Raw genomic sequence first — 23,979 nt, 5'->3', positions numbered from 1 at the left:
AACCCCGCGGAGCCTGTGCACCGCGGGGTTTTTGTTGATTGACAATGAAGAAACGAGGCGGCTTACGCCTCGCTCTCCGGTGCCTCCGGCGTATCCGGCAGAGTGTCTGCCACATCTTCGCCATTGCCGTTTTCCGCCTCTTCGTCGCCTTCCGGCTCGTTGATACGTTCCACGGAAACCACCTTCTCATCCTTGGCGGTGGAGAAGATCGTCACGCCCTTGGTGGCGCGGCTTGCGATACGGATGCCGTTTACCGGCACACGGATCAGCTGGCCGCCATCGGAAACCAGCATGATCTGGTCGCCTTCGTCCACCGGGAAGGCCGCAACGAGTTCGCCGATTTCCGTCGTCTTCGAGGTATCGGTGGCGCGAATGCCCTTGCCGCCGCGACCCGATGTGCGGAAGTCGTAAGACGAAGAACGCTTGCCGTAGCCTTTTTCAGAGACGGTCAGCACGAATTCTTCGCGTGCCTTCAGTTCCTGATAACGCTCTTCGCTGAGTTCGCCTTCTTCCGCGACTTCCTCACCAACCAGTGCGATATCTTCCTCATCGACCCCGGCGGCACGCCGCTCGGTAGCCGAACGCTTGAGGTAGGCCGCACGCTCCCACGGTTCAGCTTCCACATGGCCCACAATGGTCATGGAGATAATGCGGTCGCCATCGGCCATGTTGATGCCGCGCACGCCAACCGAGTTGCGGCCGGCAAAGACGCGGACATCGTCCACCGGGAAGCGGATGCACTGGCCGAGTGCCGTCGTCAGCAATACGTCATCCTGGTCGGTACAGGTTTCGACGGAGAGGATTTCATCGCCCTCCTCCTCCAGCTTCATGGCGATCTTGCCGTTGCGGTTGACCTGCACGAAATCGCCGAGCTTGTTGCGGCGAACCGTGCCGCGCGTCGTCGAGAACATCACATCGAGCGTTTCCCAGGTCGTTTCGTCCTCGGGCAACGGCATGATGGTGGTGATGCGCTCGCCTGGTTCCAGCGGCAGCATGTTGATGAGGGCCTTGCCCTTCGACTGCGGCGTACCGATCGGAAGGCGCCAGACCTTTTCCTTGTACACGATGCCGCGCGAGGAGAAGAACAGCACCGGCGTATGGGTATTGGCGACAAAGAGACGGTTGACGAAATCTTCGTCGCGCGTCGCCATGCCGGAACGGCCCTTGCCGCCGCGACGCTGTGCCCGGTAGGTGGCCAGCGGCACGCGCTTGATGTAGCCGAGATGCGAAACGGTGACGACCATATCTTCGCGGGAGATGAGGTCTTCATCATCCATGTCAGGACCGCCTTCGACGATCTCGGACCGGCGTGGCGTGCCAAACTCGTCGCGGATGGCAATAAGCTCATCCTTGACGATCTGCATGATGCGCAGCCGTGAAGACAGGATTTCGAGATATTCGCTGATTTCCGCACCGATCTTGTTCAGCTCGTCGCCGATTTCGTCTCGGCCAAGCGCCGTCAGGCGGGCAAGGCGCAATTCGAGAATGGCGCGTGCCTGCTCTTCGGAGAGATTGTAGGTGCCGTCTTCATTGATGCGGTGGCGCGGATCGTCGATGAGACGGATCAGGCTTTCCACATCCTGCGCCGGCCAGCGCCGCGTCATCAGCTCCTCACGGGCCGAAGCCGGATCGGGAGCATGACGAATGACGCGGATGACTTCGTCGATATTGGCAACCGAGATCGCCAGACCGACCAACACATGCGCGCGGTCGCGCGCCTTGCGCAGCAGATACTTCGTGCGGCGGCTGACGACATCCTCACGGAAGGACACGAAGGCGCGCAGCATGTCCAGCAGCGTCATCTGTTCAGGCTTGCCGCCGTTCAGCGCCACCATGTTGCAGCCGAAGGAGGTCTGCAGCGGCGTGTAGCGATAGATCTGGTTCAGGATGACTTCGGCATTGGCGTCGCGCTTCAGCTCGACGACGACGCGATAACCCTGGCGGTCGGACTCGTCGCGCAGATCGGAAATACCCTCGATGCGCTTTTCCTTGACCAGTTCGGCCATCTTCTCGATCATCGTCGCCTTGTTCACCTGATAGGGAACCTCGGTGATGATGATCTGCTCGCGGTCGCCGCGCATCGGCTCGATGGTCGCACGGCCACGCATGATGACCGATCCGCGACCCGTCTCATAGGCAGAGCGAATGCCGGAACGGCCCATGATGAGCGCGCCGGTCGGAAAGTCCGGGCCGGGAATGATCTGCATCAGTTCAAGCAGCTCGATCGCCGGATTGTCGATGAGGGCGATACAGCCGTCGATGACTTCGGAAAGATTGTGCGGCGGAATATTCGTCGCCATGCCGACGGCGATGCCGCCTGCCCCGTTGACCAGAAGGTTCGGGAATTTCGCGGGAATGACGACCGGCTCATGCAAGGTGCCGTCATAGTTGTCGCGGAAATCCACCGTTTCCTTGTCGAGATCGTCGAGAAGCGAATGCGCTGCCTTTTCGAGACGGCACTCGGTGTAACGTTCGGCCGCCGGCGGATCGCCGTCGATGGAGCCGAAGTTGCCCTGTCCGTCGATCAGCGGCAGGCGCAGAGACCAGTCCTGCGCCATGCGCGCCAGCGCATCGTAAATCGCCGCATTGCCGTGCGGATGGAATTTACCCATCACGTCACCGGTGACGCGGGCGCATTTGACGTATTTCTTGTTCCAGTCGATGCCGAGTTCGGACATGCCGTAAAGAATACGGCGATGAACCGGCTTCAGACCGTCACGGACATCGGGAAGCGCGCGGGAAACGATAACGCTCATGGCGTAATCGAGATAGGACCGCTGCATTTCCTCAATGATGGAAATCGGTTCAATGCCTGGCGGAAGTTTTCCGCCGCCGGGGGGGCTCTGGTCAGTCAAAACGGATCACATTCTCTGTTAAGAATCGGATGGATTTTTATAGCGGAAACAGCCACGTTAAGCCAATTTCCAGGCGAGTTTTGAACAGTCTTTTGCGTCATTTGCAAGACATACCCCGCTTTTCGCCATTTAGGTTGGCAAAAGCGACGCCGCTCCCTTTTAAAGCGTGTACGACTTGCGTAGGCTCCGGCCTAAAAACAGAACAGGCGGGGAAAGAATGGCCAGCAGCGAAACGCTCATCAACGCGCTTACAACACTTCTGGTCACGCTCGATCCGCCCGGTCTAGCGCCGGTATTTCTCGCACTCACGGTTGGAATGACGCGCGACCAGCGCGCCCAGGTGGCCTTGCGTGGTTCGATCATCGCCTTCGGCATTCTCGCCATCTTCGCCCTGTTCGGTCTCACCATCCTCAACCTTCTCGGAATTTCTCTGGGTGCCTTCCGCATCGCCGGTGGCCTGCTGCTGTTCTGGATTTCCTTCGAGATGATTTTCGAGAAACGCCAGGAGCGCAAGGAAAAGACCTCGGAGATTGCCATCACCAAGGACCATCTGCACAATCTGGCGGTCTTTCCGCTCGCCTTGCCGTTGATCGCCGGGCCTGGCGCCATTTCCGCGACCGTGCTCCTGGCGGGAACGATGAAGACGACGCTCGAAATGGTCGTGCTTATTCTCATCCTCGCCTTCGCCATGGCCCTCGTCTACGCCACCCTGATCGTCTCGGAACGCATGGACCGTTTTCTCGGCAATACCGGCCGCGCGATCCTGACAAGGCTGCTCGGCGTCCTTCTTGCCGCGCTTTCCGTGCAGTTCGTAGTGGACGGCATAAAATCGGCCTTCGCATTCTGACGACCATCGCTTCACAACAAAATGCCGCAACCGGCCGGATTTGCGAAAAATCCGCCCTTTGAATCCGGCTCCTGCCTCGGTTAAAAGACGCGCATCTTTTTTCCGCACCAGAAAGCTCTCTCCATGCGATCCACGCTGCGCCGCCTCATCCCGGATGCCGCTCCCGTCAGTAACCGGGAAAGGCTGCGCGCTGCGGCGGGCGCCTTCGTCGGCATTTCGCTGACCGGACTTCTGGGCAGCCTTGCTTTCCGCTTAGACCCTACCCTGCCCGCCATGATCGCGCCGATGGGCGCCTCAGCGGTGCTTTTATTCGCCGTGCCATCCAGCCCCCTTGCGCAGCCCTGGTCGATCCTCTGCGGCAACATCGTGTCGGCTTACGTGGGCGTGACGGTGGCTCTACTCGTTCCGGATATTTTCCTTGCCAGCGCGCTTGCCATAAGCCTTGCCATTGCTGCCATGATGGCGCTGCGCTGCCTGCACCCGCCAAGCGGCGCGGTGGCGCTGACGGCCGTTCTCGGCGGCCCCGCCGTGCATAGTCTCGGCTATGGCTTTATTCTCTGGCCGGTCGCCGGAAACTCGCTCATCCTTCTCATCCTCGCGCTCGTTTATAACAATGCCACCGGCCGCGCCTATCCGCACAGCCTGAGGTTTGGAAAGGCCAGCCACGGCACGGCAGACCCGACGCCGATACAGAAAATCGGCTTTTCCTCAGCCGATCTGGACGAGGTGCTGAAGGAATATGACGAGGTTCTCGATATTGATCGCGATGTGCTGGAGATGATTTTGCGCAAGACGGAATTGCGCTCCTGGCGCCGCCGCGCCCTCCACCTCGATTGCGCCAGCGTCATGTCGCGCGATGTGGTCGGTGTCGCCCCGGATGATAGCTTGCGCCACGCCCATTCACTGATGCGCAACCGCCATTTCAAGGCGCTGCCCGTGACCAACGACAGGGCCGAAATCCTTGGCATCGTCACTCAGACGGATTTTCTTGAAAAGGCTAGCTGGAGAAACGGCCGCCCTTCCATCGGTTTCCTGCAGCGCCTGCGCCTTATTCTCTCAGGCACAAGCGCACCCAACGATACCGTCAAGGATATCATGACATCGCCTGTTAGAACCGTGCAGCCGGAAACGGCGATCGAGGAAGCAATCATCCGCTTTGCGGAGGAAGGGCTGCATTACCTGCCGGTGATCGACGCCAACGGCAAGATGGTGGGTATTCTTTCGCAGTCCGATGTCATGGTTGCGATGCTGGCGGACAAAGCCGCGGCATAGGTCGTCGCCACCTTGAAGCGGGCAACCGGTTTCGACCGGCTCCCGCCCCGTCAATCACGGTCCCGATCAGAACGGGATATCGTCGTCCATGTCACTGGAGAAGCCGCCGGAAGGCTGGCTGCCGCCACGCGAGGCACCGCCGCGGGCCGCCGGCTGCTGGTCGTAACCGCCACCGTAGTTACCGCCGCCGCTGCCATAATCTCCACCGCCGATGTCGCCACCGCTGCGGCTGCCGCCGCCACCTTCGCCGCGACCGTCGAGCATCGTCAGCGTGGAGTTGAAGCCCTGCAGTACCACTTCGGTGGAGTAACGGTCGTTACCGGTCTGGTCCTGCCACTTGCGCGTCTGCAGCTGGCCTTCAATATAGAGCTTGGCGCCCTTTTTCACATATTGTTCAACAACCTTGCACAGGCCTTCATTGAAAACGACGACCGTGTGCCATTCTGTCTTTTCCTTGCGCTCGCCGCTGTTGCGGTCCCGCCACGTCTCCGAGGTGGCGATACGCAGATTGGCGATCGGACGGCCGTCCTGCGTCCGGCGAATTTCGGGATCGGCGCCAACGTTCCCAATCAGAATTACCTTGTTTACGCTACCAGCCATCTCGTCATCCTGTCCGCCAGCCATCGACCGGCAATTGCATTTCAAAAAATCCCGCACACAATAACCATCGCCGCCCGCAAAGGGCACCGCAACGGGGAACAATCCACAGCGAATAATCCTGACTTTTTCAGATAGTATATTCGCACTTGCAATTTGTTCCTTTTTTGTTCTATTAAATCACGAAATTCGAGTCAAGTGAGCCGAAAAGCCATCGATCGATAGGGAATAAACCTCGACACGTCCGGTTGCGTCACTACATAAGGACGCGCCGCCATCAGGCCTGTTAATTTTGTCCGAGCTTTATCATGAGTGAACTGAAGACGATTTCCATCCGTGGTGCCCGTGAGCATAACCTCAAGGGTATCGATCTGGATCTACCGCGCAATAAGCTGATCGTCATGACCGGGCTCTCCGGCTCGGGCAAGTCGTCGCTCGCCTTCGACACAATCTATGCTGAGGGCCAGCGCCGTTATGTCGAGAGTCTCTCGGCGTATGCGCGCCAGTTCCTAGAAATGATGCAGAAGCCGGATGTAGACCGCATCGACGGTCTTTCTCCGGCGATTTCCATCGAGCAGAAAACCACCTCGAAGAACCCGCGCTCCACGGTCGGCACGGTCACGGAAATCTACGACTATATGCGCCTGCTGTTTGCGCGTGTCGGCGTGCCATACTCGCCGGCGACGGGCCTGCCGATCGAGAGCCAGACGGTCAGCCAGATGGTCGACCGTATCCTTGCCTTCGAGGAAGGCACGCGCCTTTATATTCTCGCGCCGATCGTGCGCGGCCGCAAAGGCGAATATAAAAAGGAACTCGCCGAGCTGATGAAGAAGGGCTTTCAGCGCGTCAAGGTGGATGGCCAGTTCTACGAGATCGCTGACGTTCCCGTCCTCGACAAGAAGTACAAACACGATATCGATGTGGTGGTGGACCGCGCCGTCGTGCGCCCGGATATGGCAGCACGCCTTGCCGACAGTCTCGAGACCTGCCTCAAGCTTGCCGACGGGTTGGCAGTGGCCGAATTTGCCGACAAGCCCCTGCCGCCGGAAGAAACCTCGGCTGGCGGCTCCGCAAACAAATCGCTCAATGAGACCCACGAGCGTATGCTGTTTTCGGAAAAATTCGCCTGCCCGGTCTCCGGCTTCACCATCCCGGAAATCGAGCCCCGGCTTTTCTCCTTCAACAATCCCTTCGGCGCCTGCCCCACCTGTGACGGTCTCGGCTCGCAGCAGAAGGTGGACGAAAACCTGATCGTGCCCGAACCTGCACGCACCCTGCGGGATGGCGCGATCGCCCCCTGGGCCAAGTCGTCTTCCCCCTATTACAACCAGACGCTGGAGGCGCTGGGCAAGGCCTTCGGTTTCAAGCTGTCGAGCAAATGGACGGACCTTTCGAAAGAGGCGCAGCACGCCATTCTCCAAGGCACTGACGACAAGATCGAGTTCAACTATCAGGACGGTGCGCGCTCCTACAAGACGGTGAAGAATTTCGAAGGCATCGTTCCCAATCTGGAGCGTCGCTGGAAAGAGACTGACAGCGCCTGGGCGCGCGAGGAAATCGAGCGTTATATGTCGGCGGCCCCCTGCCCGGCCTGCGCCGGCTATCGCCTGAAGCCGGAAGCGCTCGCCGTCAAGATCAACAGGATGCACATCGGCGAAGTCACCCAGATGTCGATCCGTATGGCACGCGACTGGTTCGAGACGCTGCCGGAAAATCTGAACGCCAAACAGAACGAGATCGCGGTTCGCATTCTCAAGGAAATCCGCGAACGTCTGCGATTCCTCAACGATGTCGGGCTGGATTATCTCAGCCTGTCACGCAATTCCGGCACGCTTTCCGGCGGAGAAAGCCAGCGCATCCGGCTTGCTTCGCAGATCGGCTCCGGCCTCACCGGCGTTCTCTATGTTCTGGATGAGCCGTCCATCGGCCTGCATCAGCGTGACAATGCCCGTCTGCTCGATACGCTGAAACATCTGCGTGATATCGGCAATACGGTGATTGTGGTCGAACACGACGAGGATGCCATTCTGACGGCGGATTACGTTGTCGATATCGGCCCTGCCGCCGGCATCCACGGCGGTCAGGTGATCGCCGAAGGCACGCCGCAGGAGGTCATGGCCAATCCGAAATCGCTGACCGGCAAATATCTATCCGGCGAACTTGGCGTCGCCGTGCCGGCAGAACGCCGCAAGCCGAAGAAGGGCCGCGAAATCAAGGTTTTTGGCGCACGCGGCAACAACCTGAAGAATGTGACTGCGGCCGTTCCCCTTGGCGTTTTCACCGCCGTTACCGGCGTGTCGGGTGGTGGCAAATCCACCTTCCTGATCGAGACGCTCTATAAGTCGGCAGCACGCCGGGTGATGGGAGCGCGCGAAATTCCGGCCGAGCATGACCGCATCGATGGTTTCGAATTCATCGACAAGGTGATCGATATCGACCAGTCGCCAATCGGCCGCACGCCACGATCAAACCCCGCCACCTACACCGGCGCATTTACGCCTATCCGTGACTGGTTCGCCGGTCTGCCGGAGGCGAAGGCGCGCGGTTATGCACCTGGCCGTTTCTCCTTCAACGTCAAGGGCGGCCGCTGCGAAGCCTGCCAGGGCGACGGCGTCATCAAGATCGAGATGCACTTCCTGCCGGATGTCTATGTCACCTGCGACGTCTGCCACGGCAAGCGTTATAATCGCGAGACGCTGGATGTGACCTTCAAGGGCAAGTCCATTGCCGACGTGCTTGATATGACGGTGGAAGAAGGCGTTGAATTCTTCGCCGCCGTTCCGGCCGTGCGTGACAAGCTGCAAGCGCTGTTCGATGTCGGCCTCGGTTACATCAAGGTCGGCCAGCAGGCCAATACGCTCTCCGGCGGCGAGGCGCAGCGCGTCAAGCTCGCCAAGGAACTGTCGAAACGCTCCACCGGCCGCACGCTCTACATTCTCGATGAGCCGACGACGGGTCTCCATTTCCACGACGTCAACAAGCTTCTGGAAATGCTGCAGGCGCTGGTGGATCAGGGCAATTCCGTCGTGGTAATCGAGCACAATCTCGAAGTCATCAAGACGGCCGACTGGATCATCGATATTGGCCCAGAAGGCGGCACGGGCGGCGGCGAAGTGGTGGCAACCGGCACGCCGGAAGACATCGTCAAGAACGAGCGCTCCTATACCGGTCATTTCCTGAAGGAACTTCTGGAACGTCGGCCAGCCGGAAAACGCGAGGCTGCGGAGTAATCCGCACCTTTCGCAGCAAGGGTACGTAAGGCCGATAGCCCGAGGAGGAACAGTATATGTCGACATCAGGCACGATCCGCACCGGTATCGGCGGCTGGACTTTCGAGCCGTGGGAAGGCACGTTTTATCCGGAAAAACTGCCGAAGAAACGCCAGCTGGAACATGCCAGCCGGCAATTGACGGCGATCGAGGTGAACGGCACCTATTATAGCAGCCAGAAACCCGAGACCTTCGCCAAATGGGCGGCGGACGTGCCTGAGGATTTCGTTTTCTCCCTGAAGGCAAGCCGCTTCGTCACCAACCGCAAGGTCCTGGCCGAGGCGGGTGAATCCATGACGAAGTTCCTGACGCAGGGACTGACGGAGCTCGGCCACCATCTCGGCCCGATTCTCTGGCAATTCGCGCCGACTAAAAAATTCGACGCCGAGGATTTCGGGGCGTTTCTGGCATTGCTGCCCGAAAAACAGGACGGCATCAGCCTTCGCCACGTGGTCGAAGTGCGAAACCCGACATTTCAGGTGCCGGAATTCATCGATCTTCTCGCCAAACACAAGGTCGCGGTCGTCTGCGCCGACCATCACGATTATCCGATGCTGCCTGACGTAACTGCCGATTTCGTCTATTCCCGCCTGCAAAAGGGCGAAGACGATATCGAGACCTGTTATCCGAAGGCCGAGATTGATCGTTGGGCAAAACGGGTCAAGACCTATGCGGCGGGCGGTGTTCCGGATGATCTGACGCTGATCGCTCCCGATAGAAAAGTCGAGAAGACCCCTCGCGATGTCTTCGCTTTCTTCATCACCGGCGGCAAGGTCAATGCACCAAACGGCGCACAGGTATTGCAGAAATTGGTCTGACTGGCTCAGCCAGCCATTTCTTTCGCCGGGTTGAAATCGACTGCCGCGAACGCCGCCTCGATCACCTCGGTTCCAGCTCCCGGCCGTGTGGCGTCGCTGGAAAGGATTTGCCGGAAACGGCGCGCGCCGGTCATGCCCTGAAACAGGCCGACCATGTGGCGGGTGACGTGATTGAGGCGCCCGCCGGCGGCGATATAGTCGGCGGCGTAGGCCATCATCGCATCACGCAGCCCCATCCAGTCAGCTTGCCGGGCCTCCTCGCCATAAATGCTATGGTCGACATCGGCAAGGATGGACGTATTGTGATAGGCCGCACGGCCCAGCATCACGCCGTCCATATGCTGCAGATGGAGGCTTGCCTGATCGAGATCGGAGATACCGCCGTTGATGCCGATGAAGATGTCAGGATTTTCCCGCTTCATGCGATAGACGAGATCATAATCGAGCGGCGGCACCTCACGGTTTTCCTTCGGCGAAAGCCCTTGCAGCCAAGCCTTGCGCGCATGGATCCAGACCGCATCCGCGCCCGCCGCCACAACCCGCGAAAGAAAATCCGGCAGCACGGCTTCCGGCTCCTGATCGTCCACGCCGATGCGGCATTTGACCGTGACCGGCACCTTCGCAACGGCCTTCATCGCTGTCACGCATTGCGCGACAATCTCGGGCTCGCGCATCAGACATGCGCCGAAAGTGCCGGATTGCACACGGTCCGAAGGACAGCCGACATTGAGGTTGATCTCGTCATAGCCATAATCGCCGGCGATCCGCACCGCCTCCGAAAGCTTTACCGGATCCGACCCACCGAGTTGCAGTGCGACCGGATGTTCCTGAGTATGATAGTTGAGCAACCTGTCGCGCTGGCCATGGATGATGGCGTCGGCAACGATCATTTCAGTATAAAGCAGCGCACGCTTCGACAATTGCCGGTGCAGAAATCTGCACCTCGTGTCCGTCCAATCGATCATCGGGGCCACGGCAAAGATGCGAGACCCTGATGTCACCGCTTTTTTATAGAAATTCAACTATTTACGCTCGCTTACTAGGGTAAAATTCTGTGATAGTTTTTCATTGAGCAGCACCAATGTTCATGACTGTCGGTCACTATCACGGCGAGAAGATAATAGACGTCTCGATTGATTATACCGCGCAGATCCTTTGAAAAAAAGGCGAGCGTGTAGTTTTTAACAAGGCGAAGAAATTCGACCACAACCCTAATGCTGAAGCACACACGGTTTCTCTACACCGAAATCGATGAGGCTGGTGGGCTTGAACGGTTGAATTCGGATCGCTTATCGCTATCCGATGCGAGCGACCGCTAGGTCAAAAATTGTGGGCGATGCTGCCGCTCGTCACGAGCCTCAGCTCGTTCTGGGAACAATTCCCAAGGTCGCGCATTAGTGGTCGTAGACGGCACTAAACACGTACCAATACGCCAAGCAGCGCGGGCGTCGTCCAATTCTTAATGCAGATTACTTTTCGGGCTCATAGAGTCGGACCGAAGTTCGGTTCCGAAATGAGAAATTATATAATCGCCTGACCAGTATTCTCTGATCGACGTAATATTAATCTTTGTGGGGCGCGGATGAGTTTTGGTTCGAAATTTTTGAAAAGTTTGTTTCAAAGTTCTCGTGAGGCGGAGCTTGAAAAATCATGGCCGACTGATTTTTACTCTACTGTTCCACATCGCTATTCCGTAAATCTTCACAGGTACAAAAAGATAGAGGATCAGCTCGATCCCAAAGCATTGTCAAGCGGCTTTACTCACAATGAAGAGCATCATAAACGTGACATGAACCGCTTCTTCACTTTTTGCCTCATATATGATCAAATTAAAAAAGAAAATATATCGGGTGATATCGCTGAACTTGGAGTATATAAGGGAAACACTTCTTATATATTGGCGAATTTCGCAAGGGCGCTGGGGCGTACGGCATATCTGTTTGATACCTTCGAAGGCTTCGATCCGAAAGATATTCAGGGCATTGATTCATCGATCCCTTTGCAGTTTTCCGATACCAGTCTTGAAACGGTGCGGGAATTTGTAGGCGAGGACAATGTCGTCTACGTAAAAGGGTATTTTCCAGAGTCGGCTACGCAAATTCCGGACAACCTAACGTTTTCCGTCGTTCATCTTGATTGCGACCTTTACAATCCGATGATGAGTGCGCTGAACTATTTCTACCCAAAAATGGTCGAAGGTGGGTTTATCGTTGTCCATGATTATTCGAGCTTGCACTGGGATGGCGCCGAGAATGCAGCTGACGAGTTCTTTTCAGACAAGCCTGAATGTTTGATACCATTAGCGGACAGCGGCGGCAGTGCGATAGTGCGAAAGACACGGGCATCCTCCGATAAATTCAACAATTGGCGAATTAAGCGACTTCATGATTTGTCGGTAGGAGCCTGGGTTTCCACCCGACTTTTAAAAACTTATTTGAAAGACGGATGGGCGGACGTTGAAGACTGGGGCGTCTGGGGCCTGGGCGAACGCCATACGATGTCCTTGATAATTCCATTCGTACCGGAAACGGCCATTAGACTGATATTTGATGCCGATGCTCTATTACTTGGCAGACAGATAGAGCAGACTGTTGCCGTTCTGGTCGATGGTACCAATGTTGCCGAGTGGAAATTTACATCCAAAAATAAACGTGGCGATCGGGAATTGATCATTCCTTTACACTTGCTACGAAGGGACCAGAATGATGAATCTCCCCCGACAATTTTCTTCGAATTTAGACCCGAGTTTTTTACATCTCCACATTCCCTGAAGCCATCAAGTGAGGATACGCGTCCACTTGGACTTGCGATTCACAAATTGAAGATAGAGGTTGAGTAGAGAAACTGGCCATTGCCCCATTTCGAGAAGGTCTCGGGTCTTTTTTTGCCGCTGGCTTTTCTGACGGGGTACGCTACCGACCAAGCGATGATCAACGATTGAGTTTTCCGAGGATCGTCTTGCAAACTCGCACATATATCAGGGCGGAGAACTCGGCCTCTGAACGATCGTCTGGTCGCTGGCGGTACCCACCTGCTCCTGCCGCAAAAGAAGATTAAGTTCGGTCGGCCAGCCGGGAATTCGTCTAACAAGGAGGTCGGGCGCGAATATGTGATTGTCTTTGTGTTTCGGCTACCAGGTGGTGACGGGAAGGGAACTAAGCCCGCAACTGCGCGTTGTCTAAATGGTAATCAACAAACCGGAGGAATCCCATGAAAACACTTGCGGACATTTTCGAGCACACATTGCAGGACGTCTACTATGCGGAGAACGCCATAACGAAAGCGTTGCCCAAAGTCGCGAAGGCAGCCAAAAGTGCCGAACTAAAGAAGGCCGCCGAAGATCACCTTGCAGAGACCAGGGATCAGATCAAGAAGCTTGACCAGGTCTTTAAATCCATTGGAAAGAAAGCCTCCGGGGAAAAGTGCGACGCCATTGAGGGCTTGATCAAGGAGGCCGAAGGTCTCATGGAGGAGGCAGAAGGAACTGCGCTCGACGCTGGCCTCTTGGCGGCCTGCCAGGCAGTCGAGCACTACGAGATCGCTCGCTACGGTTCGCTCCGCGAATGGGCGAAGGATCTCGGCCACGATGAAGCCCACAAAATTCTGAGCGAAATCCTCGACCAGGAGAAAGCAACGAACAACAAGCTGACTAACCTTGCGGTGACGGCCATCAATAAGACGTCCGCCGCCAAGAAAGCTGCGTAACTCGCGTTTGCGAAGGTCTCCCCAATTTGGGAGACCTTACTTTTTTGAACACTTAAAACGCGAGCCTTACCCTCCTTCAAGTCTCATCTTGAGCCCACCTTACTGCAGCCTCGACGCGAGCCTAAATTTCACACCTCGTAACCGCCGAATCGAGAGACCTGTAAGAGCTGCTATTTTCACTGAGCAAATTCGATCATCGGGTGCCAAGGCTAAGATTTTTTCGCCGTTTGCAAGCGCTTGTCTGTACCGGAACTACCTCTTTACGGCTGCGGTCATTTTGAACTGGAAATCACCCAGGAATCGCGGGACAAGACTTGCAGTTCTAAAAAAGACGACAGGAAATCCCATGGCCGCCACCGTCATTCCAGTTCCAGAACCCGTTCTTCTGCCCGTAGAGGGCACAAACGAGATGTTCCCCGTGCGGCGGGTCTATTGTGTCGGCCGCAATTATGCCGATCACGCCATCGAGATGGGCCACGATCCTTCGAGGGAACCGCCGTTTTATTTCCAGAAAAATCCGGACAACCTTCTGCCTGCGGGTCAGGATTTCCCCTACCCTTCGCTGTCGTCGAACGTGCATTACGAAGTCGAATGCGTCGTGGTGTTGAAAAGCGGCGGTGTGGATATTCTGGCAAGCGATGCGCTGGGCCACGTCTGGGGTTACGCGGTTGGCATCGATATGACACGCCGCGACCTTCAGGATGGTTTGAAGAAGATGGGACGCTCGTGGGAGGGCGCAAAAGCGTTCGAATATTCCGCGCCGGTCTCCGCCATCGTTCCCGCAGACAAGATCGGCCATCCGTCGACCGGTACAATCTGGCTCGATGTCAATGGTGAGCGCAAGCAGACAGGCGATCTTGCGCAGATGATCTGGAAAGTGCCGGAAGTAATTGCCGAGCTTTCCAAGCTGTTCACGCTTGCCGCTGGCGATGTCATCATGACCGGCACGCCCGCAGGCGTCGGCCCTATCGTGCGCGGCGATCGGATCGAGTGTGGTGTAGACGGTGTCGGCACCCTGTCCGTTACGGTCGCTTGATCGCTATCGGCGCATAATCCAAAGGGAGAGAACCGCCATGCCGCTTTATCGCCTCGCAGATCGGGTGCCGCAGACCCCTGCCCCGGATCGCTACTGGGTTGCACCCGATGCGAATGTCATTGGCTCGGTGATACTTGCCGAGGATGTCGGCATCTGGTTCGGCGCGACGCTGCGCGGCGATAATGATCCAATCAGCATCGGTCGCGGCACCAATATTCAGGACGGCGTGATGGTGCACAGCGATCTCGGTTTTGCCGCCACGATCGGCGAAATGTGCACCATCGGCCACCACGCCATCATCCACGGCTGCACCATCGGCGACAATTCGCTCGTCGGCATGGGCGCAACGATCCTCAACGGCGCAAAGATCGGCCGCAACTGCCTGGTCGGCGCCAATGCGCTGGTGACGGAGGGCAAGGAGTTTCCCGACAATTCCCTGATCGTCGGATCGCCGGCGCGTGCCGTCCGAACGCTGGATGACGAGGCCGTCGCCAGCATCCGCCGCTCGGCGGAAAATTACATCGAAAACTGGAAGCGTTTTTCGAAGGATCTGGAAGTCATCGAAGAATGACGGATGGCGGGCAAGAACGCCCGCTGTCGCCAAACGGAGTTACCCCGCGCAGGCGGCACACAGACCACGAATTTCGATAGTGGTCTTTTCCGCTTTGAACCTGCTGTCCTTGACCCAGCGCTCGAGGCGATGGTCGATCTCGTGATCGTGGAACTCGTTCACCTGGCCGCAGGATTCGCAAATGGCAAAGGCGACGGTGCCATGGTGATGCGAGCAGCATTCGGCTTGCGTATGGGTGCAGGCAACAAAGGCGTTGAGACTTTCAAGCCGGTGCACGAGACCATATTCCACCAGCTTTTCCAACGCCCGGTAGACCTGCAGCGGCGCGCGAAAACCATCGTCGCGCAGCTTGTCGAGGATCACATAGGCGCTGAGCGGCGCATGCGCATTCGACAGGGCATTCATGACCAGCGACTGGTTTTTGGTAAGGTTCTGCGCATTCATGACTTGCCTCCTTCATCTGCGGAGCGGGAAAAACCCGGTGCCGGCAACAGGCTTATAACGAACAGGATCACGGCGGCAACCACGATGGACGGCCCTGATGGCGTGTCGTAACTCAGCGATCCGAACAGGCCGCCAACGACGGCAACCGCTCCGATCAGAGACGCGACCACAGCCATCACCTCAGGCGTGGAAGAAAAACGTCTGGCTGTCGCCGCCGGTATGATGAGCAGTGATGTGATCAACATGATGCCGACCACCTTCATGGCGATGGCAATCACCAGCGCCATCAACAGCGTGAAGATGAGCTTGGCGCGTTCCGGGTTCAACCCCTCGGCCTCGGCCAACTCGGTATTGACTGTGGAGGCCAGCAGAGATCGCCACAGGAACACCATGGAAACCAGCACCACCAGCCCGCCGCCCCAGATCAGCGCGATATCGCTGCGGGTAACGGCCAGAATATCCCCGAACAGGAAGGAGACGAGATCGATGCGCACCCAGCTCATGAAGGCAACGATGACGAGACCGATCGCCAGCGCCGAATGCGAGAGTATGCCGAGGAGCGCATCGGCGGAAAGCGCCTGCCGCCGTTGCAGGAAAATCAGCAGGATCGAAACCGCCGAGGCTACAAGAAAGACGCTGACGATGAGGTTGATCTGCAACAGCAGCGACAGCGCAACGCCAAGCAGTGCCGAATGGGCCATCGTATCGCCGAAATAGGCCATGCGCCGCCACACAACGAAGCAGCCAAGAGGACCGGCGGTGAGCGCAACACCGATGCCGGCGATCATGGCGCGAACGAAGAAATCGTCAAACATGCCGCTCTCCCTGCTGATGGCTTGAAGTGGCATGTCCGTCATGCTCGTGGCCGCAGCCGCAGTCCCCATGGTCATGATTATGGTCGTGATGCTGCTCATGCGCATGATGATGGCCATCATCGGGGTGGCAATGTTCGGTCACCGAACCATCCGCGTGCTGCACCCGGCCATCGGGCAGATGGGTGTGGTCGTGATGGTGGCTGTAAACGGCAAGCGCCTTGGCGGCCGACCCACCGAAAAGTCGCATATATTCCGGGCTCTGGCTCACCGCCTGCGGCGTTCCCCGGCAGCAGACATGGCCGTTCAGGCATATTACGGTATCGGTTTCCGCCATGACCACATGCAGGTCATGCGAGATTAACAGAATTCCGCAATTATTTGAATTCCTGATATTTTTTATCAAATCATAAAGCGCGATCTCCCCGGAGAAATCAACGCCCTGCACAGGCTCGTCGAGAACCAGCAGATCGGGCTTGCGCGCAATGGCGCGGGCAAGCAGCGCCCGCTGGAACTCGCCGCCAGAAAGATGCTGCACCTCCGCGTTTGCCAGATGCGCGATACCCGTGGCGTTCAGCGCGGCGTCGATTTCGCGCGCGGGAAGAGGCCCGGTCAGCGTCATCAACCGGCGCACAGAAAGCGGCATGGTCCAGTCGACCGAAAGCTTCTGCGGCACATACCCGACCCTCAGACCGGCAATGCGCGATACCGCGCCTTCGCTCGGCTTCAAGACCCCGATCGCCATTTTCGCGCTGGTTGATTTGCCCGAACCGTTCGGCCCGATCAACGTGACGATCTCACCCTTGCTGACGGAAAACTCCACGCCGCGCACGAGCCAGCGACCGTTGCGCTGCACGCCAGCATTGGAAAGTGACACCAGTATCTCTTTGCCCTCATGGGCGGAATGAAGCATGGGATTGTCCGATCGGCGATGTTGCTTACCGCTATCGCATACGTTATAGAGTTACGCAATAAATGTAATAACATAACTATACTTCTTCAAGTGGAGTGCATTTCATGAGATCGTTCGTGATCCCGGTCATGGCATCGGTAGCAATAGCGGCGGCCGCCTCCGGCGCCACCGCCGCCCCAAATGTCGTGGTCTCGATCAAGCCTGTCCATTCCCTCGTCGCGGCAATCATGCGTGGCGTGGGCGAACCGCAACTCATTGTCGACGGCGCAGCCTCACCGCATACCTATAATCTGCGGCCTTCCAATGCCCGCACGCTGGAAAAGGCCGATCTGGTCTTCTGGGTCGGGCCTGGACTGGAGGCATTTCTGCAGAAGCCGCTGGAGGCGTTGACCAGCAAGGCAACAGTGGTCGAACTGGAAGACGCCAAGGGGCTGGAAAAGCTTCCCTTCCGCGAAGGCGGCCCTTTCGAGGCGCATGACGATGGCGAAGAGGCCCATGGAGAACATGCCGGCCATTCGGACAGCGAAGACGCTCATGCTCATGATCATGCGCACGATGACGGCGACCATGAACACGGCGCGTACGACACTCATCTGTGGCTCGATCCGGCCAACGCCAAGGCCATGGCCCAGACGATAGAAACCGCGCTGATTGCCGCCGATGCCGGCAATGCGGAAACCTATCAGGCCAATACGAAAAAACTGATCGACGATCTCGATGCGCTCGACAGCGAAATTGCGGAAACGGTCAAGCCTGTGAAGGACAAGCCCTTCATCGTCTTCCACGATGCCTATCAATATTTCGAGCATCGCTACGGCGTAAAAACGGCGGGATCGATCACCGTCAGCCCCGAAACCCTGCCCGGTGCCGATCGCGTCAGGGAGATGCAGGAAAAGGTTCGCCAACTTGGCGCGACCTGCGTTTTTGCCGAACCGCAATTCGAGCCGAAACTGATCTCCGTCATAACCGAAGGCACGGCGGCAAAGTCTGCGACGCTCGATCCCGAAGCGGCCACGCTTGAACCGGGTCCCGATCTCTACTTCAAGATGATGCGCGGCATCGCCGGCTCGCTGAAGGATTGCCTGTCCTGATCCGGACAGGCGTTCCTTCTATCAAGGCTTCGGCGCCATTGAGGACCAGACCGGGCGGCTGATGCTTTGCAGCGTTTCTGGCGGCGCACCGTTGATGCGTGCCAGCAGAGCCTTGGCAAGCTCCCTGCCCGCAAGCTTGATGTCCTCGTTGACTGTGTGGATTTGCGGCTGGATCCAGTTCAGGAATTCTGCGGACTGTTTCGACACGATATCGATATCCTTGCCGATCCTGACACCGGCTGCCTCAAACCCCGCCACAAGCGCAATCGTGCTGCTGCCGCTGATGGAGACAATGCCGTCAGGGCGATCGTCTGATTGCATCAGGCGCTTGCCGAAATCGCGGATCTTGTCGAGCGGCGTCTCGATGGTGATGGCATCCAACGGGAATTCGGAAACGCCGAAATCCCTGATACCGCGGGTGAACCCCTTGCGGGCGTGGTCGTGGAACGCAAACCGCGATGGCGGCACGATGATGGCGATCCTCTTTCGCCCACATTGCGCCAGCCGCTCCACGGCCTCATAGGCATAAGCCTCGTTATCGAAATCGTGATAGGCGTGCTCAATGCCCATGTCGGACCGCCCATGCGTAACGAAGGGCATTTTGCGCTCCGTCATGAAACGCACGCGCGGATCGTTCGGCTCGATTTTGGAGATAATCACCCCGTCCGCCGAACCGGTTTCGAGAATGTAGCGGATCGGCACCATGGAATCCTTGGCGTGGGTGTGAGGGGTAACGACGAGGTGATATTGCGTCGTCGCAAGGACCTCGGTGATGCCGAATACCATCTGGCTGGTGAAGCCCATCAGTTCCTCGTCGACGCTCAGCACCAGCGCGATCACATTGGTCTTGCCGGTGCGAAGGCGCACACCAGCTCGGTTCGGCTGGTAACCGATCTGCTGGGCAATCAGCCGCACGCGCTCCTTGGTTTCCGCGCCGATGTCAGGCGCATCCTTCAGCGCGCGTGACACGGTGGTGATGCCAAGACCCGTCATGTAGGCGATGGTCTTCAAGGTCGGGCGCTCGCCCGTTGTCGCCTTCGCTTCGTCCCTGCCGGAATTACCAGTATCGTTCATGTCATTTCGCCACGCTTTGCAGAACAATAATCATAGATAGCTTTTTGTTTCTTGCAAAGGCAAACGTCGCCGGTCGCCGTCACACCCGATCCGGTCTTCGGGCCTTTGGCTATAACGATGTAGGTCGTGAAAAATATCGAACAGACTTATCCCGGATTACCGACCTTACGCGCTCTCGAAAATTCTGTTCGAGAGAGAAACAATGCCAAGAAACTAGATTAATTAGTATCAATAATTAATTGATATTTATAAATAAAATTCAATAGATATCAAGCCATCCGTATCCGTGGTTTTCCAATAGTACCAACGGGCATTTTTCGCGCATGAAGTTTCACTCCGAAGACATGACGGAACGATTGTTTTACGGTAACGTTGCCGGAGGGAGGAGATTGCCGAGCTGAGCGAGCTGGATAACGGCTGGCTGGCGGGCATGCATCTTCCCCAGATTCCGACACAAGCCTGCGTCATAATGGCCAGCTTATCCTATTTGAATTCGTCCATGCAGGGTCCCATCATGATTTCTTCCTCCACGCCCGAAACCGTCATCGATCTGGCCGGGCTCTGGCGCCTGACCTCGCTGGAAGGAGACTACACGACCGACCTTACCGTGCCGGGAGACGTTCACAGCGCACTCAAAAACGCGGGCATCATTCCAGATCCCTATCACGGTGCCAATGAAAATGCGGTGCAATGGGTCGCGCATCGGGACTGGATCATAGAGCGGACCTTCATCCTCGATGACGCCGATGCCAGCTGGTATCTCGATATCGATTATCTCGATACCGTCGCGATCGTCTTCGTCAACGATGTCCCGGTCTTGAGTTCGGACAATTGCTTCCGACGTTACCGTCCCGATGTGTCTCGCGCCGTGCGGCCCGGTGAAAACACCATTCGTATCCATTTCCACTCCAACATCGCAGCCGGGGCGGAACGGCAGGCGCGACAACCTTTTTACATTCCCTATCATGAGGGCAACTCGCCGATTGCCAACGGCAACATGTTGCGCAAGCCACAGTGCCATTTCGGCTGGGACTGGAATATTGCGATTGCTCCGCTCGGCCTTTACGGCAAAATCCTGCTGAAGCGCCTCGATACGGCACGGGTCGAACACGTCGTCACCTCACAACATCATGTCGAGGGCGGCGTCGAGCTGCATGTGGCCATCACGCTGTTTGCCGAAGGTCCGGCGAGCCTTCCGCTCTACCTTTCCCTCAACGACGAAAGGCTGCGGCTCGATTGCGGCGTGGGTGCGGGTGAGACGGTGGTGCGCCACGTCTTCTTCGTGGAAGATCCCGCGCTCTGGTGGCCGGCGGGCAGCGGCGAACAGACGCTCTACACGTTGGCGGTGGAGTTGCCGGATGAAACCGTCACCCGCAGGATCGGCTTCAGGACCATTGAACTTCTGACGGACAAGGATGAGGCCGGTAGCCGATTTGCCTTCCGCATCAACGGTCGGGAAATCTTCTGCCGTGGCGCGAACTGGATTCCATCCGATGCGCTTTATTCGCTGACCAGCCGCGAAAAAACCGAAGACCTTCTATGTTCAGCCGTCGAGGCCAATATGAACATGATCCGCGTCTGGGGCGGCGGATTTTACGAGGAAGACTGGTTCTACGATCTCTGTGACCGTCTCGGTCTTCTGGTCTGGCAGGATTTCATGTTCGCCTGCAACCTTTACCCCTGCAGCGAAGACTTTCTCGACAATGTGGAACACGAGGTCGACTATCAGGTAAAACGCCTTTCCTCCCATCCGTCCATCGCGCTCTGGTGCGGCGACAACGAATTGGTGGGTGCCCTCACCTGGTTCGAGGAGCCCCGCAACAACCGCGACCGTTATCTCGTGGCTTACGACCGCCTCAACCGCACCATCGAAAAGGCGCTGAAAAAAGCCGCCCCCGAAGCACTCTGGTGGCCCTCCAGCCCGGCTTCAGGCTACCTCGATTATGGTGATGCCTGGCATGCGGATGGTTCCGGCGACATGCATTACTGGTCCGTCTGGCACGAAAACAAATCGTTCGACAATTACCGCTCGGTCAAGCCGCGCTTCTGCTCTGAATTCGGTTTTCAGTCCTACACCTCCATGCCTGTCATCCGCACCTATGCGGAAGAGAAAGACATGAACATCGCCTCCCCGGTGATCGAACTGCACCAGAAGAATGTCGGCGGCAATGAGCGCATCGCTGGCACCATGTTCCGCTATTTCCGCTTTCCGAAGGATTTCGAAAATTTCGTGTATCTGAGCCAGGTACAGCAGGCGCTGGCCATCCGAACCGCGGTCGACTACTGGCGCTCGCTGAAACCCCATTGCATGGGAACGCTCTACTGGCAGCTCAACGACACCTGGCCGGTTGCCTCATGGTCGAGCCTGGACTACGGCGGCGGCTGGAAGGCGCTGCACTATGCTGCCCGCCGGTTCTTCCAACCGGTGACCGTCTCGGCCATTCCCTCCGAGGATGGACGCCGAGTGAGCTTCTCCATGGTCAACGACACCGCGGAAGACGTCGAGATCGACATGAATATTGTCGCCCTCACCATGGAGGGTAACCGCGTGCCGCTGAAATCTGCCAACGGCGCGTGCGCAACGGACAAGGCGGCGACGCTGACCGAAATCGACATGGACAGCCTGCCTGATGGCTTCATTCTTGCCTGGAACTTCATAGCATCCAACGGCATGACAGGCGAAGGCCATCATGTGCGCGACACCTACAAGTCTCTGGAGCTCCAGCCCGCTGGACTGACGTTCTCCACCGGCACATTGAAAAACGGCCAGCTCGAAATCGACGTCACCGCAGCAGGTCTTGCCCTCTTCGTCATGCTGGAGGCCGATCAGCCCGGGCGTTATTCCGACAATCTGTTCGATCTCGCAGCTGGCGAAACACGTCGGATCATCTTCACCCCGAAGGCGGGCAGCGGACAGCCGCAGTTCCGTATCTTCGATCTTTATACCTGCCAATCCTCGCATTGAAACCACGCGGCGAAAGGCTTAACCATCCTTAGCGGAACGGCAGGCAACGTTGCGCCTGCCCTCATCTTTCAAAGGTTTGCCGGCTTCTCCGGCAACCATTCATCAGCAAGTGGAGGAAGACCCATGGTTTGGCAACCGGCCGAAAACCGATATACATCCATGAAATACAATCATTGCGGAAAGACTGGCCTGAAGCTGCCGGCGATCTCGCTTGGGCTGTGGCACAATTTCGGCAACGACACACCGCACCAGACCAAACAAGCCATTTGCCGCCGCGCCTTCGACCTCGGTATTACCCATTTCGATTTGGCCAATAATTACGGCCCACCGCCTGGCAGCGCCGAAACCGCCTTCGGCGAAATCCTGAAGACGGATTTTAGAGGCTACCGCGATGAAATGATCATCTCGTCCAAGGCGGGCTACAACATGTGGCCCGGTCCCTACGGTGAGTGGGGCAGCCGCAAATATCTGATATCGTCCTGCGACCAGAGCCTGAAGCGCATGGGGCTGGACTACGTTGATATCTTCTACTCCCACCGTTTCGATCCCAACACGCCGCTTGAGGAAACCTGCGGCGCACTGGACCAGATCGTGCGCTCGGGCAAGGCGCTGTATGTCGGCATCTCGTCATACAACTCGAAACGCACCCGTGAGGCCGCCGCGATCCTGAAAGATCTCGGCACGCCCTGCATCATCCACCAGCCGAGCTACTCCATGATCAATCGCTGGATCGAGGAAGACGGTCTGGTCGATACGCTGGAAGATCTTGGCATTGGCTCCATCGTCTTTTCGCCGCTGGCGCAGGGCATGCTGACGACGAAATATCTGGGTGGCGTGCCTGATGGCAGCCGTGCATCGCAGAGCAAGTCACTCAACCCCGCCTTCCTCAACGAGCGCAATGTCGAAAACATCCGCGCGCTCAATCGCATTGCCGAGCGGCGTGGCCAGACGCTCGCGCAGATGGCAATCGCCTGGGTGCTGCGCGGTGGTCGCATCACGTCGGCGCTCATCGGTGCGAGCCGTGTCGAACAGGTCGAGGATTGCGTCAAGGCGCTCGACAATGCCGATTTCTCCACAGAGGAGCTTGCGGAAATCGACGGTTACGCGAAGGACGCGGATATCAACCTCTGGGCAAAATCCGCTGAACGCGTTTAATACTTGAAACAGGGTGCCCGGTTTCCACCGGGCAGCCTGATCGACGCAAAAGCTGGACTGAAATCTCCAACAGAAAGATTAACGTCCCCGTCTAACCATTAACAACCATTACATAAATGTAATTTTAAATTCAGTTTCCGTTCATTCGTTTATTCGTAAGTTCTCCTTATCGAAACACGAGAGGAAACATTCATGAAAAAGTTCGTCACCATTCTTCTGGCCGCAACTGTTCTTGCTGCTCCAATGGCCCAGGCACAAAGCCGCCACGACGATCGTCATCGCGGTGTAACCGTCGAGCGTCACACGACCACCAAAAAGGTCATCGTCAAGAAGCACCGTTGGGATCGCGGTCAGCGCCTCTCGCCAGCAGAGCGTCGTCATTTCGTCGACCGCCGCGACTATCGCCGTTACCGCCTGGCAGAGCCGCGTCGCGACCAGCGCTGGGTACGCGTCGACAACCAGTTCCTGCTCATCAACGCCGTCACCGGCCTGATCGTTGGCCTTTCTGCGGCACGCTAAGTAAATCGACGGATGAAACGAAAAAGGCCCGCTTGC

At 57.4% G+C, this 23,979-nt stretch carries 19 protein-coding genes; 12 read left to right on the top strand and 7 right to left on the bottom strand.

Going from position 1 to position 23,979, the window contains the following annotated elements:
- Positions 1-62: 62 nt before the first annotated feature.
- The gene (gene gyrA / locus AC1DCP_RS07020; RefSeq protein ID WP_476774198.1) at positions 63-2,855 is read right to left on the bottom strand and encodes a DNA gyrase subunit A; all 2,793 of its coding nucleotides are present in this window, start codon (positions 2,853-2,855) and stop codon (positions 63-65) included.
- Positions 2,856-3,072: 217 nt separating this feature from the next.
- Between gyrA and AC1DCP_RS07015 the strand changes: the two genes are divergently transcribed.
- Positions 3,073-3,702: a MarC family protein gene (locus AC1DCP_RS07015; protein ID WP_003515260.1), complete on the top strand. Its 630-nt coding sequence runs from the start codon at positions 3,073-3,075 to the stop codon at positions 3,700-3,702.
- Positions 3,703-3,825: 123 nt separating this feature from the next.
- The gene (locus tag AC1DCP_RS07010) at positions 3,826-4,974 is read left to right on the top strand and encodes an HPP family protein (RefSeq protein WP_112152861.1); all 1,149 of its coding nucleotides are present in this window, start codon (positions 3,826-3,828) and stop codon (positions 4,972-4,974) included.
- A gap of 66 nt (positions 4,975-5,040) precedes the next feature.
- Here the strand turns inward: AC1DCP_RS07010 and AC1DCP_RS07005 are convergent, their stop codons facing one another.
- The gene (locus AC1DCP_RS07005) at positions 5,041-5,574 is read right to left on the bottom strand and encodes a single-stranded DNA-binding protein (protein ID WP_065687409.1); all 534 of its coding nucleotides are present in this window, start codon (positions 5,572-5,574) and stop codon (positions 5,041-5,043) included.
- Positions 5,575-5,879: 305 nt separating this feature from the next.
- Between AC1DCP_RS07005 and uvrA the strand changes: the two genes are divergently transcribed.
- Entirely contained in the window at positions 5,880-8,801 is a 2,922-nt protein-coding gene (gene uvrA, locus AC1DCP_RS07000) for an excinuclease ABC subunit UvrA (protein ID WP_065687365.1), read from the top strand.
- A gap of 56 nt (positions 8,802-8,857) precedes the next feature.
- Positions 8,858-9,658: a DUF72 domain-containing protein gene (locus AC1DCP_RS06995; RefSeq protein WP_065687364.1), complete on the top strand. Its 801-nt coding sequence runs from the start codon at positions 8,858-8,860 to the stop codon at positions 9,656-9,658.
- A 5-nt stretch (positions 9,659-9,663) separates the two neighbouring features.
- On the opposite strand, the gene dusA is transcribed toward AC1DCP_RS06995, so the two are convergent.
- Positions 9,664-10,680, bottom strand: coding sequence for a tRNA dihydrouridine(20/20a) synthase DusA (gene dusA, locus AC1DCP_RS06990; protein ID WP_081308411.1), 1,017 nt, complete (start codon positions 10,678-10,680; stop codon positions 9,664-9,666).
- 560 nt (positions 10,681-11,240) lie between these two features.
- Between dusA and AC1DCP_RS06985 the strand changes: the two genes are divergently transcribed.
- The 4 genes from AC1DCP_RS06985 to AC1DCP_RS06970 all read left to right on the top strand — a co-directional run bounded on the left by AC1DCP_RS06985 (position 11,241) and on the right by AC1DCP_RS06970 (position 14,970).
- Entirely contained in the window at positions 11,241-12,497 is a 1,257-nt protein-coding gene (locus AC1DCP_RS06985; protein ID WP_367078999.1) for a TylF/MycF/NovP-related O-methyltransferase, read from the top strand.
- Positions 12,498-12,868: 371 nt separating this feature from the next.
- A complete protein-coding gene (locus AC1DCP_RS06980) occupies positions 12,869-13,363 on the top strand; it encodes a YciE/YciF ferroxidase family protein (RefSeq protein ID WP_003515270.1) in 495 nt (164 codons plus the stop codon).
- 346 nt (positions 13,364-13,709) lie between these two features.
- The gene (locus AC1DCP_RS06975; protein ID WP_065687361.1) at positions 13,710-14,399 is read left to right on the top strand and encodes a fumarylacetoacetate hydrolase family protein; all 690 of its coding nucleotides are present in this window, start codon (positions 13,710-13,712) and stop codon (positions 14,397-14,399) included.
- A gap of 37 nt (positions 14,400-14,436) precedes the next feature.
- On the top strand, positions 14,437-14,970 hold the full coding sequence (locus AC1DCP_RS06970) for a gamma carbonic anhydrase family protein (RefSeq protein ID WP_038491019.1): 534 nt from the start codon (positions 14,437-14,439) through the stop codon (positions 14,968-14,970).
- Positions 14,971-15,009: 39 nt separating this feature from the next.
- Here the strand turns inward: AC1DCP_RS06970 and zur are convergent, their stop codons facing one another.
- From zur to znuC, 3 genes are read right to left on the bottom strand one after another with little or no spacing between them, the layout of a single operon-like run.
- Positions 15,010-15,414, bottom strand: a complete 405-nt coding sequence (gene zur / locus AC1DCP_RS06965) for a zinc uptake transcriptional repressor Zur (RefSeq protein WP_013636160.1) — start codon at positions 15,412-15,414, stop codon at positions 15,010-15,012.
- Positions 15,411-16,229, bottom strand: coding sequence for a zinc ABC transporter permease subunit ZnuB (gene znuB, locus AC1DCP_RS06960; protein WP_013636161.1), 819 nt, complete (start codon positions 16,227-16,229; stop codon positions 15,411-15,413). Before znuB ends, zur begins: the two co-directional genes overlap by 4 nt.
- On the bottom strand, positions 16,222-17,139 hold the full coding sequence (gene znuC, locus AC1DCP_RS06955) for a zinc ABC transporter ATP-binding protein ZnuC (protein ID WP_065687360.1): 918 nt from the start codon (positions 17,137-17,139) through the stop codon (positions 16,222-16,224). The genes znuB and znuC overlap by 8 nt, the downstream gene beginning before the upstream one ends.
- 104 nt (positions 17,140-17,243) lie before the next feature.
- Here znuC and znuA point away from each other — a divergent pair, with 104 nt between their 5' ends.
- Positions 17,244-18,230, top strand: coding sequence for a zinc ABC transporter substrate-binding protein ZnuA (gene znuA, locus AC1DCP_RS06950; protein WP_065687359.1), 987 nt, complete (start codon positions 17,244-17,246; stop codon positions 18,228-18,230).
- A gap of 21 nt (positions 18,231-18,251) precedes the next feature.
- Here the strand turns inward: znuA and AC1DCP_RS06945 are convergent, their stop codons facing one another.
- Positions 18,252-19,304, bottom strand: a complete 1,053-nt coding sequence (locus AC1DCP_RS06945) for a LacI family transcriptional regulator (RefSeq protein ID WP_019566256.1) — start codon at positions 19,302-19,304, stop codon at positions 18,252-18,254.
- 499 nt (positions 19,305-19,803) lie between these two features.
- Between AC1DCP_RS06945 and AC1DCP_RS06940 the strand changes: the two genes are divergently transcribed.
- From AC1DCP_RS06940 to AC1DCP_RS06930, 3 genes are all read left to right on the top strand, one after another.
- Complete coding sequence (locus tag AC1DCP_RS06940) at positions 19,804-22,269, top strand: beta-mannosidase (protein ID WP_476774197.1); 2,466 nt, start codon at positions 19,804-19,806, stop codon at positions 22,267-22,269.
- A gap of 123 nt (positions 22,270-22,392) precedes the next feature.
- Positions 22,393-23,424 (top strand): L-glyceraldehyde 3-phosphate reductase, encoded by a 1,032-nt coding sequence (mgrA, locus tag AC1DCP_RS06935; protein WP_013636166.1) that lies wholly within the window; start codon positions 22,393-22,395, stop codon positions 23,422-23,424.
- Positions 23,425-23,616: 192 nt separating this feature from the next.
- The gene (locus tag AC1DCP_RS06930) at positions 23,617-23,943 is read left to right on the top strand and encodes an RcnB family protein (protein ID WP_003515287.1); all 327 of its coding nucleotides are present in this window, start codon (positions 23,617-23,619) and stop codon (positions 23,941-23,943) included.
- The last annotated feature ends 36 nt before the right edge of the window (positions 23,944-23,979 follow it).

It is taken from the genome of Agrobacterium sp. 10T429, from assembly GCF_056393925.1.
This window is presented reverse-complemented; position numbering and strand designations above follow the sequence as displayed.